This window comes from Anaerovibrio sp. (assembly GCF_045637405.1).
Taxonomy (GTDB): domain Bacteria; phylum Bacillota; class Negativicutes; order Selenomonadales; family Selenomonadaceae; genus Anaerovibrio.
Genome location: NZ_JAZTZI010000125.1, coordinates 24,331 through 36,968, shown reverse-complemented (window position 1 = coordinate 36,968; position 12,638 = coordinate 24,331). Strand labels below are relative to the sequence as shown.

At 41.7% G+C, this 12,638-nt stretch carries 14 protein-coding genes; 13 read left to right on the top strand and 1 reads right to left on the bottom strand.

Annotated elements, in window-relative coordinates; all coding sequences use genetic code 11:
• The first annotated feature begins 467 nt into the window (after positions 1–467).
• The 3 genes from ACKI5G_RS09110 (at position 468) to ACKI5G_RS09100 (ending at position 2,314) form a co-directional block, all read left to right on the top strand.
• Positions 468–1,109: an N-acetylmuramoyl-L-alanine amidase gene (locus ACKI5G_RS09110; protein ID WP_407399673.1), complete on the top strand. Its 642-nt coding sequence runs from the start codon at positions 468–470 to the stop codon at positions 1,107–1,109.
• Positions 1,110–1,145: 36 nt separating this feature from the next.
• Positions 1,146–2,105 (top strand): alpha/beta fold hydrolase, encoded by a 960-nt coding sequence (locus ACKI5G_RS09105; protein WP_407399671.1) that lies wholly within the window; start codon positions 1,146–1,148, stop codon positions 2,103–2,105.
• Between the two features lie 62 nt (positions 2,106–2,167).
• Positions 2,168–2,314 (top strand): hypothetical protein, encoded by a 147-nt coding sequence (locus ACKI5G_RS09100; protein ID WP_407399675.1) that lies wholly within the window; start codon positions 2,168–2,170, stop codon positions 2,312–2,314.
• Between the two features lie 118 nt (positions 2,315–2,432).
• Here the strand turns inward: ACKI5G_RS09100 and ACKI5G_RS09095 are convergent, their stop codons facing one another.
• The gene (locus ACKI5G_RS09095) at positions 2,433–3,809 is read right to left on the bottom strand and encodes a serine hydrolase domain-containing protein (protein ID WP_407399669.1); all 1,377 of its coding nucleotides are present in this window, start codon (positions 3,807–3,809) and stop codon (positions 2,433–2,435) included.
• Positions 3,810–4,072: 263 nt separating this feature from the next.
• On the opposite strand from ACKI5G_RS09095, the gene ACKI5G_RS09090 reads away from it, so the two are divergent.
• The 10 genes from ACKI5G_RS09090 to ACKI5G_RS09045 all read left to right on the top strand — a co-directional run bounded on the left by ACKI5G_RS09090 (position 4,073) and on the right by ACKI5G_RS09045 (position 12,384).
• On the top strand, positions 4,073–5,299 hold the full coding sequence (locus ACKI5G_RS09090; RefSeq protein WP_407399667.1) for a SpoIIE family protein phosphatase: 1,227 nt from the start codon (positions 4,073–4,075) through the stop codon (positions 5,297–5,299).
• Between the two features lie 392 nt (positions 5,300–5,691).
• Complete coding sequence (locus ACKI5G_RS09085) at positions 5,692–6,282, top strand: hypothetical protein (RefSeq protein ID WP_407399665.1); 591 nt, start codon at positions 5,692–5,694, stop codon at positions 6,280–6,282.
• Between the two features lie 576 nt (positions 6,283–6,858).
• Positions 6,859–7,140, top strand: a complete 282-nt coding sequence (locus ACKI5G_RS09080; protein WP_407399663.1) for a hypothetical protein — start codon at positions 6,859–6,861, stop codon at positions 7,138–7,140.
• The gene (locus tag ACKI5G_RS09075) at positions 7,086–8,228 is read left to right on the top strand and encodes a dicarboxylate/amino acid:cation symporter (protein WP_407399661.1); all 1,143 of its coding nucleotides are present in this window, start codon (positions 7,086–7,088) and stop codon (positions 8,226–8,228) included. The genes ACKI5G_RS09080 and ACKI5G_RS09075 overlap by 55 nt, the downstream gene beginning before the upstream one ends.
• 332 nt (positions 8,229–8,560) lie before the next feature.
• Positions 8,561–8,827, top strand: a complete 267-nt coding sequence (locus ACKI5G_RS09070) for a GyrI-like domain-containing protein (RefSeq protein ID WP_407399659.1) — start codon at positions 8,561–8,563, stop codon at positions 8,825–8,827.
• 37 nt (positions 8,828–8,864) lie between these two features.
• Positions 8,865–9,278, top strand: a complete 414-nt coding sequence (locus tag ACKI5G_RS09065) for a TIGR04076 family protein (RefSeq protein WP_044915874.1) — start codon at positions 8,865–8,867, stop codon at positions 9,276–9,278.
• A 12-nt stretch (positions 9,279–9,290) separates the two neighbouring features.
• Positions 9,291–10,049, top strand: a complete 759-nt coding sequence (locus ACKI5G_RS09060) for a GNAT family N-acetyltransferase (RefSeq protein ID WP_407399657.1) — start codon at positions 9,291–9,293, stop codon at positions 10,047–10,049.
• Between the two features lie 340 nt (positions 10,050–10,389).
• A complete protein-coding gene (locus tag ACKI5G_RS09055; protein ID WP_407399655.1) occupies positions 10,390–11,490 on the top strand; it encodes a radical SAM protein in 1,101 nt (366 codons plus the stop codon).
• A 130-nt stretch (positions 11,491–11,620) separates the two neighbouring features.
• The gene (locus ACKI5G_RS09050; protein ID WP_407399653.1) at positions 11,621–11,788 is read left to right on the top strand and encodes a hypothetical protein; all 168 of its coding nucleotides are present in this window, start codon (positions 11,621–11,623) and stop codon (positions 11,786–11,788) included.
• A 185-nt stretch (positions 11,789–11,973) separates the two neighbouring features.
• Positions 11,974–12,384 (top strand): hypothetical protein, encoded by a 411-nt coding sequence (locus ACKI5G_RS09045; RefSeq protein WP_407399651.1) that lies wholly within the window; start codon positions 11,974–11,976, stop codon positions 12,382–12,384.
• Positions 12,385–12,638: the final 254 nt, after the last annotated feature.

Sequence of the window (12,638 nt, the reverse complement as noted above, 5' to 3'; positions counted from 1 at the left end):
GTGCAACGTAATCTTGGTATCTTGACGCCGATAGAGAAACACACCTTGTATTTAGCCGCATAAAAAGGTCGACAGACGAATCTGCCGACCAAAGAAATTTTATATTATTTTATTGTCCTCTTGACGGGGAGCAGTTCAAATTAGAGAATGGCCCTTTAATTTGGTCAAAAGGAAAAAGGCTGGTAGCACAGCTAAAGAGGATTTTAATATGTAACCACGAATTATTTCCCAGTTCACAAAAGGTGTTGCTTAATATTTGTCGAAGTAGTCAATATATACTAGCCTGTCAGGCAGTCTGACTTTGAGCGTTATTGATAATGCGATGAACTGAACTGGGGCATTTGCTTATGTGGATTCATATCGGCAATCGGTCCCGAAAGGGACAACAGCTGCCGCTGAAAAGGTGGCACATGTTGCGCAGTTGGGCGAGTTGATGGCGAAATTTGATACGGAAGGACTAAACTAAGATGCTGAAAAAATGTTTATTGCTGACATTGCTGCTGCTGTCATTGGCGGCAGAAGTTTTGGCAGGGGGACTGCAGATAATTGATAAGCCGATTGTGTGGTCGGAGCAGAGGGAACAGCTGATTCGCGAGTACGCGCAGACCCATTATGGGCTAAATAAGGTGGATATCACGCCACAGGCGGTGGTTGTTCATTGGACTGCCGCCGGCACATGGGAATCTACGTATAAGTTTTTTTACAAGGAAGACCGAGGGGATGGAACTTTAAATGTTGCCTCGCATTTTTTGGTTGACAGGGATGGTAAAGTGTTCAGGCTTACGCCGGAGACGGCGCTTAATCGTCATATCATTGGCTACAATTGGTGTGCCATTGGCATTGAAAACGTCGGCGGTATTGGTGGGGCTGAGGATTTAACCAAGGCTCAGCTGGAGGCCAATATTGCGCTGATTGAGTATTTGCAGAAAAAGTATCCTGACATCCGTTATGTTTTTGGTCATTACCAGCAGGATGCTGCACGGGCCAGCGGTTTGTACGTCGAAAAGGTGGCTGGTTACTATTCAATAAAAATTGACCCGGGGCCTAAATTTATGCGAGCTTTGCATAAGCGGCTGCAGGAAAGCGGTTTGATTTTCTTTGCTGAGTAGTATAACGAGCTTTAAGATAACAATGGAGTGGTGACTATGAGAAAAATGACAGTAAAAGGCTGGGCTTTATTGGGGTTGATTATTTGTTTTTTGTGCAATTTGGCTTATGTGTCATTTGTGCAGGCGGCAGAGATCATCCGGGAGACGATTCCTTTGGAACGCAACAATGTGAGGCTGCATTTGGAACGTTATGTAGAGCAGGATGGACAGACGAAAAAACCAATCTTGTTTGTGCATGGCTTGACCTTTTCCTCTCATGAATTTGATGTCGATTATAAAGATTATAGCCTGGCAAAATATTTTGCTAAGCATAATTTTGAAGTGTGGTTGCTGGATATTGCAGGATATGGCAATTCAGCTGCCGTTAAAGATGGCTTTATGCCCAATTCGGATTATGCGTCAGAAGATATAGAAGCGGCAGTGCGCTGCATTCTGGCTCGAAATAACTGCCAATCTATTGATGTCTTGGGCTGGAGTTGGGGTACTGTAACCAGCGGGCGCTTTGCCGCACGTCACCCGGAGCTTGTGCATCGTCTGGTGCTCTATGCCCCCATAGTAGCCGGATTGGGGGAGAAGGAGGTCCTTGAGCCGTTTAATCATAACACATGGGAAGATGCGGCATCTGACTTTCAAAGGGAAAAAGATGGAGAAATAGATCTTGATATTGTGGAAAGGCCTGTAGCAAGCACTTATATCGATAATGCCTGGCACTATGATAGAGATGTGAGTCCCAATGGTGGAAGACGAGATTTGCTAGTTGACAAGAGTGCGCGACTTATTCCAACAGAGAGCATAAAAGCTCCTGTGCTGATTATAGTCGGCTCAAAAGATCCGTATGTGTCACCTGATTTATGCGACGAAGCGTATAGGACACTTCCCAATAGAACAGATTCGGAGTTGATAATTTTGGATGGAGCCGCCCATGCAATGTTGATGGAGCGTCCGTATTACAAGCTGTTTCGGGAAAGAGTATTAAATTTTTTGAATAAAGGCTGATGTGCGATATAGTAAATGGCAGAAAGCAACGGAATAAGGAGAATGTGAAATGATTATACCCAATCGATATTCATGATGTGAAGCTGGATTTATTTGAAAAGCTGAAAAAGGGACAGTATTATGAAATTCCTTACCGTGCTCTGGTGCCCAATGAGATTTCCAACATACCAAATGGGAAGATATACCTGCAGAAAAACGTAGTTATGTAAGCAAATAAAATGAAAATAATCCGCTGAATTAACGGGCCATACGTCTGGTTAGTTCAGCGGATTTTGCTATGTTATCGTGAACCATTTTCTGGTTCACAAAAGTATGTATTAAATTTTATCAGCGGACAAACACATTGCGGCAAATAGCATCACCAATGGTTTCTTCCCAGATGTAGTTGTTACTGAATTTACCAGCACTGCGTGCATCTTCGTCCTCTTCAATGGCTTCGCCGTTCATTATGTAGACAAAGCCATCTTTGGTGTTCGGACGGATGGCGAGCATGGAGAGCAGACCAAAAGCCTCACCGGTGTGTCCAACCAGGTCAATATCCGCATCTTTGCAGAAACGGGCTGTGCTCTTCCCATCCATCTGGTAAATGCCTAAACCGTAGGAGAGAATTGTGCCGCCATAGGTGCTGCCATTCTTGGTTTTGTCGTCATAAATCCATTCGCGGCCCAGCATGGTTTTAACTGAAGTAGGGGAGAGAACCTGTTGCCCCTTGTAGGTACCATCATTAAGTAGCATGGAAAGTGCATGAGAAAGTTCCTCACAGGAAATTCGCAAGCCACCTGCTGGGGAAAATACCGTCGCATTGGTGCCGGCAACATAATCCTTTAGGCTGTAAGTATCCTGAAAGTTCTCCGCATAAGGATTTTGCAAGGAAACAGTATCTTTGGCTGGCTGTCCCTGTGGATAACCATCCTGCGTAGCGCGCCATGGTCCGTTTTCATTCCAGACGCCAGAGGTATCTTTTTTCTGGTATACTGCACCGAGTTTCTTGAATTCCTTCTGGCTGAAATTACTAGGCAGATAGTCAGCTTTTATATCCAGTTGCTTTAAGATATGGTTCTTTTGATACTGGTCAAAGCGTTCGCCTGTAACTCTTTCGATAATGGTTCCTAAAATACCATAATTCAGGTTACTGTAAGCAAAGTATTTACCCGGTTCCTGACCAACAGGTGCAAAGTGTGCGCCATCTTCATAGAAATTGCCGTCTTTACGGAAGAATTCTTGTAGCCCCATCTGTGGCGGAATGCTGTAAATATTGCCATCACGCAAGGAGGATTGGTGAGAAGCCAACATTCTCACGGTAATAGGCGTATCTGGATAATGGGGATTTCTGAGGGTGAACCCCAAATATTTGCTCACATCGTCGTCCAGATTAAGTTTTCCCTGCTCGACTAGCTGCATAATAGTGAACACGGTAAACATCTTGGAGACGGAAGCCACGCGAAAACGGCTTTCCCGGGTAAAGGGGTGATTATTTTGTGGATTTTGGCTGTCTATAATAGATGAACCCTGAAAGCTGTTGTAAACTTCTTTGCCATCCTTAAAGGCAATTACCCCAAGTCCTGGAACTTTTGTTCCGGTATTCCCAACCATTTGGGCAAGCTCGTTGTCCAAATCGGCCTTGCTTTCCTTATTCATAGCAAAACAGCTGTTCATGAGCAGGCAGAGCATCGCCAGTACAATAGCGATGATTCTTTTCTTCATACTGTTCAACTCCTTTTAAAATAAAGTTTGTATATAAAAATAAAAACATCTCATTGGATTATAGCACTTTTCCTATTTATAAGTAAGTGAAATAAATGATGCTAAATTAACTTTTAACCTATTTTTGATTTCTCTGGCAACGCCAATAATGGCACTGAATTCGTGGCTATCCACCTGGGAGCCAGTTTGATAGCGGTACTGTTGCTACCAGCTGCTTGTATTTTATGTGTATATCGGCGGATTTAGCTAAGGCAGCTTATTATATGGCTAACGGTGAAAGCGGTATATTGCCGGTTGAATTAGATGGTGAAAAATACATGTTGGCGTTTGCGCCAATCCCTACGCTGAAGTGGAGCCTGGGGATTCTGGTGTCACAGGATGATATTTCGTCTTCCCTGCAGGAAAGTCATAACTATTTCATGGGGCAGATGGATTCTTTCAGTGATAATTTGCAGCGTGAGTCACTTTTATTATTGAAGGTGGCGTTGCTGATATTTTTTATCATGGTTTTAATTATGATATTTATGTCGAAGGAGCTTTCTGAAAGATTTGTTAAGCCTATAAAGCAGATGGCTGATGGCGTGCGCGAAATTGCCAGTGGCAATCTTGACAAAAAACTTGATATAAATACCGGCGATGAAATTGAACATTTGGCAGTTTGCTTTAATGCTATGACGGATGAGCTGAAAGTCTATATTGATAATTTGTCTAAGGTAACAGCTGAGAAGGAAAAGGTGGCAGCTGAGCTTTCTGTGGCTCGCAATATACAGCTGGGCGCATTACCGCAAGATTTTTTGACCAATTATCAGGAATTTCAAATATATGCAAGCATGGATGCTGCAAAAGGTGTAGGCGGCGATTTTTATGATTTTTATATGATGGATGAACATCATTTGGTGGTGACGATTGCTGATGTGTCAGGTAAGGGTATTCCGGCAGCACTCTATATGATGCGTGCGAAAACTGCGTTAAAGAATATGGTCTTAAGGGTGAAAAATGCCTCTGATTTCGCTGACATTATGAAGATGGCGAATCAGGAACTTTGTCGGGAAAATGACGAAATGATGTTTGTGACGGTGTTTATAGCCAAGCTGGATTTAACAACAGGTGAATTTATTTATGTAAATGGCGGTCACAATTCACCGCTGGTGCAGTCTAATGGTGAATTCTGTTATTTGCAGCAATCGAGAAAACATTTGATGCTGGGCATAAACGAGGACGAAATGTATGAAGCGCATAGTTTGGTTCTGCAGCGGGGGGATATGATTTTCCTGTACACAGATGGCGTTACAGAGGCCATGAATGAGGCCGGGGAGCTATATTCCGAAGAGCGTCTGTTAGAAATACTCAATAGGAAGCCACAAAAGGATGTGAGGGACATACTCGCGGCTGTCCGTCAGGATGTTAGCACCTATGCTGGCAATGCTGAGCAATCGGATGATATAACCATGCTGGGGCTGAAATATTGTGGGGGCTTGAATGATGCGTAGAACTTCTTGGCAAAAGTCCTGTAATGAAAGCCCGAGAACTACCAATTCCTCGGCGTCATGAGAAATGCCCGCAATCATGACGCCGTGGGTTGGCTTATAGTTGAAATGTTATATGACTTATGAAATGAAAATACTCGAGGCTAATAAGGATGGCAAGGAAGAAGGCTTTAAAGAGGGTAAGCAGCAATGTTGATCCCATTATATGGATAAGAGAAAAAACAACTTTTATTGACAAAAATCAGCAGTCAATATTGCAGCCTTCTATTTTGCATTTTTTTTGTTAAAAGATAGGGTTGCCATAAATAGATAAATGTGGATTTAAAGGATATTTTATCTATTGTGTCGAATAACAAAGGAGAATTTAACAATAACAGTTAGGGGAGATAGGTAATATGAGAAATAATGTACTTTATCATATTATGATTTTTTTCGTTGCATGTTGTTTTATTTTTTCTTTGCCAACTTTATCTCATGCAAATAAAATTCCGGAGTTTAGGACTAATCTCGGGGGACTACCGATTAGTTGCTCAATTTATAGTGACCAGGCAACAATAAATAATGTAAAATCCTCGTATCGCTTAAAAGATGTTTATGCTGTCCTTGGTAAACCATCAAGTGAATATAAAAGAGAAGGTATCACTTATGTAAATTACGAAGGGTTATATCTTACTTTTGCTGATTATTCAGGGGATGGCAACCTCTATATTCGCAGTATAACGACTGCTCATAAGAGCGGAGCAACAACCATTGACGGAGTAAAACCGGGGATGTCTGAAGATGTATTAACAAAGGTTTATGGTACTGCTGACAGTATCCATACGGTAATAGATACAGCACCTAAACTTTCTGCAGCAGACAATAAAAAAAGACAAGATAGGATAAATAAAACAATATATACATATAATGCTAACGAATGTGTATCATTATGTTTTACTGTAAAGAACGGTGTAATAAGTGAAATCGCTATTTATGTAGCTGAGTGATTTTTCATTAGACATTGCCGTAATGGGAAAATAAAGATTGTCCAATTATAACAATATATTCGTAAATAAAATCACAGGGCTGTTCTCAAATCAGAGAATGGCCTTTTTTTATGTGGGCAAAAGAGGTTTTACTATGTAATCACGAATAATTTTCCAGTTCACAAAAGGTGTTGTCTAATATTTGTCGAAGTAGTTAATATATAGTTTGGCTTGGTTTTCTATGATGAGTAGTATAGAAAAAAGAAAATTTGACTGAATCTGGAAAATAATTGTTATAGATTAGGCAAAGGAGCATATATTTTATGGTTTTGAGGGTGATTATATGAGTTTGAAAACCCGTCAAATTTCAAAAGATAATTATAGAACAACTATTGTGTGGCTTGAAGAAAGCCTTACAGAAATGGGAGCCACCAAAGAGGAAATCTTTAAAGGAGAGTTTTTACTGGAGGAAACCCTTTTACGTCTGGTAAATGCTTCTGCCGATAAGGAAAAATTTGAGGGTAGACTTAGCATTAGAAAACGGTTTGGAGATATCAGCATTAGCGTTTCAGCCCGGGGGGGGCCTTTAATCCATTTGTGTCTATGGAAGAAGTCTCCGATGATGAGGAGGAAATGTACGTATTTGCCATTTTGAAGGCTCACAAGGATTCCTTGAGCTACAGCCGAAGCAATGGTGAAAATATTATTTCCATTCGGGTTCATTCCTCCAGCAGTAAACAGGCATTTCGCATTATGGCCGGTCTGGTGACAGGTATTTTATTGGGTGCTGTTCTGAAAATGGTTTTAAGCGATGGTGGAATAAATTGGGTGGACTCAATAATTCTTACCCCTATTCAAGTATGTTTATTCAGGCACTGATGATGCTGGCAGGTCCCCTTATTTTCTTTTCCGTTATGTCTGGTATAACTGGTATGTCCAATGCAGCTGATATCGGAAAAATGGGGGGCAAGCTCCTGGGAATATCCATAATAAAGCTGGCCATTATCTTGTTGCTGGGTATTGCGTTAGGCTTATGGGTGGGAGCTATACCGGAAATGGTTGACCTAATGCAGCAAGGCAACGATGAAAATGTAAAAGCCATTAATTTGATTGAGTTAATCGTGGGTATTGTACCGAAAAATGTGATTATTCCTTTCGCTTCCAATAATATGCTACAAATTTTATTCATTGCCCTGTTTTTTGGCATTCTTTTGGCCAAGGCAGGGGACAGAGCAGCCCATGCCAGGGAAGTGGTGGAGTTTTGCAATCGATTCACCATGGATGCCATGGGGGTCCTGATGCCAATAATGCCCTTTGTAGTAGCTGTATCTATGGCTAAAATGATGCTGCACACGGATTTTTCCATGCTATTTGCTTACGGCAAAATTATACTTGCAGGTTATTTGGCCTTCCCGCTGATAATCTTGATTTTAATCATATTTGTAGGTATGGTGGGGCGGATATCTCCTATACCATTTATCAGAAAAATTCTGCCATATTTGGTGGTTCCCTTCTCCATTTGTAATTCCAGTGCCTGTATGCCGGAAACAATGAAATTTTGTCGGGAGAGGCTGGGAATTGATGAAAAGCTGACAATGTTTGCTATTCCAGTGGGAGCCCAGTTTAACATGACTGGTAGCGGTACCTATCTGATAATGATAGCACTGATTATGCGCTTGTCCTGTGGTTTACCGGTGGATATTGAGTTCCTTGTATCCTTCTTTGTGGGAACCCTTTTACTCACCTTCACCTTTCCAAGTATTCCGGGAGCTATGATAATTGTTATGGCCTCTATTTTTGGAATGGCTGGAGTTCCGGCCTCCATGGTAATACTTTTTATTGGTATCGATCCAATTATGGATGGTATCAGAACTGCCGGCAACGTGGCTGGTGATATTTCCTCAGCCTTTGTTATGGCCCGTCTGAATGATAAGGTGGATAAGGAAATATATGCTAAAAGTAATTGAGTAAAGAAATTAGATGTAAAATGATCATTGTAAAATGTCCGTTTCAGCCGGAAGCTTTTCAAGGAAAAATGATTGTAGCTTGAGGTCGGATGTGCTGGCCCATGGAACAGAAATTGTTTACCGAGGTCATTCCCCTCAATTAGAGCGCCGTGGCTGGGCTTCTAAAAAAAGATTAGTCCAAGGGACCAGTTTTTTCCTGCTGGAGCGGGATCAGCAAAGGAGGGAAGTAGTTGGTTTAAAAATGTGGACACTCTTACACATTTACATTCTGACCATGCCAGTGGCCTGCGTCAGGTGAAAGAAGCCAAACATATTCTCGTAAGCGAGGAGGAATGGCAGGATACAAAAGCCCCTTCGGAGCGAAACTGTATGTTTATTGTCCAAACTTCATGCATATCGGATCGTATGATGATGAATCTGCTACAGTAGATGCAATGCACAGATTTATAGAAGAACAGGGTTATGTTCTGGATATCACTGACAAGAGACTGCATCATGAGATTTATCTATCTGATGCGAGAAAAGTCCAGCCGGAGAAACTGAAGACAGTGATCCGGCATCCGATCAGGGCGCTGGATGTCCGGGGGACATCCGCTTAGCGCGGACCGGAACGGAGTGTAGACAGGAGAGCTGACGATGAAGAAGTGGTTTGATGAAGAGTATGAGTTTACGGTTGAAGTGACAGGCTTTCTCAGGGGAGATCACACAGAGCGGTACTGCCGAAACGGAGAAGAGATAGGCGATACATACACCTGCACATACGGATGCCCGGTAAACAAAGATGGATACGGAATCTGTTCCAAAACCATGATGCTGCTGTATCCGTTGATGGAGGCTGTTCGAAGTGGCGGAGATCTTGAAAACCTTGGTGGAGACAGCAAGTACACGAAAACTGTAGTTTGCCCGGATGGCTGCGTTATGTTCCGATTGACAGCAAAACCTCTAGGGAATGAGAACTTCCATAAGGGAGGATATTGGAAAGATCCGGAGGGCGCAAATCGTCCGGGGGACGATTGCTCTGCGCCGACTGAAGTGGAACGGAGAGAGTAGGAGGAGAGGGCTATGGAGTATATCAGGGTTACAAAAGAGAATCTGGAAGAGGAGCATATCTGCTGTGCCATATCCAACAATAAAGATGTACAGGTATCTTCAAAGAAGGCGTGGCTTGCGGACAGATTTGATGAGGGGCTTGTATTCTTAAAAAGTGTGGAGCGCGGGAAATGCTTCATAGAATATATTCCTGCAGAGCATGCATGGAATCCAATCGAAGCACCTGGGTATATGTATATAGACTGCCTATGGGTTTCCGGTTCTTTCAAAGGTCATGGATATTCAAGCGACCTGCTTTCCGAATGCATCAAAGACAGCAAGGAGAAGGGAAAGAAAGGACTTTGCATTCTTGCTGCAGCAAAGAAAAAGCCGTTTCTGGCTGATCCGAAATTCCTGAAATATAAAGGCTTTGAAGTCGGTGATGAAGCTGATAATGGGATACAGTTATGGTATCTGCCGTTTGAAAAAGGAACCGAGAAACCAGTGTTCAAGGAATGTGCCAGACATCCCCACATAGATGAGAGCGGTTATGTTCTTTACTATACGAATCAGTGCCCATTTAATGCAAAGTATGTACCGGTTCTGGAAGAAACCGCTGAGAAGAACGGTATATCATTAAGGGCTGTAAAAATTGAAAGCAGAGAAGATGCTCAGAATGCACCGACTCCGATTACGACGTATTCGCTATTCTGTGATGGGGAGTATATCACGAACGAGCAGATGAATGATAAGAAGTTCTTAAAGTTGGTAAACAATTCTTGTTGCAACTAATGACAGTAGAGAGAGTTTGTTCTTTCGCGCAAGCAATGTCTGTGTCCAGACAAAGCCTGTGCAGCTTGTTGGGAACAACCACCAATCCCCGGGAACATCTGCATGAGCAGATGAGCTACGCGATTGAAAATCGCTATATTTTGCCATGACCTTTCTTTGGCAACATGGACCACTTTAAAATAATGCCCAATCATGCTATATAAATTTTTTGTGGGTAAAAAATAAAAAACGGTCATATATAGGTCATATAACGCTGATATAATTCCAAAATGTTAATTATGGTATTAAACCCAATAACTGATACAAGGTGCTGAATTATTGAATACAGGAGGCCGAGTGCGTGAGTAATTTTGCTCTTCAAGCCTATATGACAAAAGGTGTTGAAAGGATTGTGACTGGAGCAATTAAAGCAACTTTAAAAAATCCTAAAGAAAGCGTCTTTATGGTTAAATTTGCCGCTGCCAGCAGAACAGCTTCCCAAAAAAGAGCTGAATGGAAAAAACGGGGAGAACATATACCACCTTTTCTGATCGCAAGTATAACCAGCAAATGCAATCTTCATTGTGAAGGCTGTTATTCCCGGTGTACTCAGGCGACCGTTGATACGGAACCGGTGATGCAGTTATCTGCTGCCGAATGGAACCGGATTTTCGTTGAAGCTGGTGATATTGGGGTGAGCTTTATTTTGTTGGCTGGCGGTGAGCCATTGCTGAGACGTGATGTTATCGAGGCTGCCGGAAATCATAAAAATATTCTGTTCCCTATATTTACCAATGGCACATTTATAAATGATAAATATTTTGAGCTGTTCGATAAATCACGCAACCTGATTCCCATAATGAGTATTGAAGGTGGTCGGGAAGCGACTGATGCCAGACGCGGCGACGGGATATATGACATTCTCGTAAAAAATATGGATGAGTTTAACAAAAGAGGTCTTATTTTTGGTGCCTCTGTTACGGTTACAACGGATAATATACGCGAGGTATCATCTGTGTCTTTTGTCAAAGGTCTGTCCGAACGTGGCTGTAAGGTCGTTATATACGTGGAGTTTGTGCCAGACAGCGAGGAGGCAGAAAAGCTGGCTCCTGGTGATAGTGAAAGAGCCTATTTGAGCGATGCGATAGGTATGCTGCGACAGGAATATCCAGATATGATATTCATATCCTTCCCTGTTGATGAGAAAAGTTCAGGTGGCTGTATCGCTGCAGGAAGAGGATTCTTCCATATAAATTCCCACGGCGGTGCAGAGCCGTGTCCATTTTCACCATATTCCGATGTCAACGTTAAAGATCAGCCTCTCCTTGAAGCATTAAAATCACCTCTTTTTACTATGCTGCGCTCCGGTGATATACTGCTGGATGAGCATAAGGGCGGCTGTGTGTTGTATGCAAAAAAGGACGAAGTTGAAGCTATTATACTTGGGAACAAGGCTACATGATTTTATATTAAAAATTAATATTTTATGGATAATTATTATTTATTCAAATTAATTAAAATTAACGTTTTCATTTATCCTGCATTGTAATATAATTACTCCCGTGGATTATAATTCTGGGGAGGGGTATTGGTTGGTAAGTTTTGAGGATTGCCATGATTTAATTGAGCAAATACATGACAGCCTAATGGAGATTCGGAAGTTGGAATGTGAGATGGCAGAGCTTGACAGAATGCTTGATAATGTGGGGAATAAACTTAATTCTGTTGATCGCTTCACAATTCCGGAAATACTTTCATAATGAGCGGCAACATGCAATAGCAGGGAAAAGAACTGGTCTTTGGGCCAGTTCTTTTGAATTGGACAAAAGTTTAAGCTACCAGAATGACAATTTCATTTGTCGGATAAAGATTAATAAATTGCAGGAAATAGCCACCCATGTATAGAATGATAAGACATACACATATTGTGGTGGAGGCTTATGTTATGAAGAAAACAATTACAATAAATAGAGATATACATTTATTTAAGGTTGCAATGCGGGCACTTCTGTGTTCATTGATTGCCATTTTTTGGCTTTCATCTTCTCCGGCTATGGCCAAGGATGAACCTACATGGATAATGGGATGGCATCATCTGGATCCGGCAAGCCTTCAATTCAGCAACAATTATCTTTATGCCAGTGTCATTTATAATGATGGGCGTTCCTCTCCAAAGGTACATCAGCGGCGTTTTTATTTGGATAAGAAAACGAATCGTGTGGTTTATGATTTTAATGATAAGGTTTTTGGCTGGAGCTTTAAAGGGCGGGTTAAGGATAATGCCTTCACCTACAAAATGTGGCAGGTAATGAAGCCATTCATGAAAAAATTCCCGGTTTCCAGCTGGCGCCTTTAAATTTTACGTTAGTCTTTTATTAGTAGAATAAGGCATAGATGATAGGGGCGTATCTGATAAAGATGCGCTTTTTCTATTAGCTACAAAAGAATAACGGTTATCCACAAGTTGTGAATATCGTGTTAATAATAATAAACTTAATATGTCACAAAAAAATACAACGAAAAGGGGCTCGATGGGTAAAAAAATGAGCAGCACGTTGTTGGAAAAACTCATGTGTTATACTATTATTAATTCAACAGTAAATGAGCCAC

Excerpts from the sequence above, each read along its gene's own strand:
- ACKI5G_RS09110 (WP_407399673.1), top strand. The coding sequence starts at position 468 with ATGCTGAAAAAATGTTTATTGCTGACATTGCTGCTGCTGTCATTGGCG.
- ACKI5G_RS09090 (WP_407399667.1), top strand. The coding sequence starts at position 4,073 with ATGGCTAACGGTGAAAGCGGTATATTGCCGGTTGAATTAGATGGTGAA.
- ACKI5G_RS09105 (WP_407399671.1), top strand. The coding sequence starts at position 1,146 with ATGAGAAAAATGACAGTAAAAGGCTGGGCTTTATTGGGGTTGATTATT.
- ACKI5G_RS09060 (WP_407399657.1), top strand. The coding sequence starts at position 9,291 with ATGGAGTATATCAGGGTTACAAAAGAGAATCTGGAAGAGGAGCATATC.
- ACKI5G_RS09085 (WP_407399665.1), top strand. The coding sequence starts at position 5,692 with ATGAGAAATAATGTACTTTATCATATTATGATTTTTTTCGTTGCATGT.
- ACKI5G_RS09095 (WP_407399669.1), bottom strand. The coding sequence starts at position 3,809 with ATGAAGAAAAGAATCATCGCTATTGTACTGGCGATGCTCTGCCTGCTC.
- ACKI5G_RS09045 (WP_407399651.1), top strand. The coding sequence starts at position 11,974 with ATGAAGAAAACAATTACAATAAATAGAGATATACATTTATTTAAGGTT.
- ACKI5G_RS09065 (WP_044915874.1), top strand. The coding sequence starts at position 8,865 with ATGAAGAAGTGGTTTGATGAAGAGTATGAGTTTACGGTTGAAGTGACA.
- ACKI5G_RS09070 (WP_407399659.1), top strand. The coding sequence starts at position 8,561 with ATGGCAGGATACAAAAGCCCCTTCGGAGCGAAACTGTATGTTTATTGT.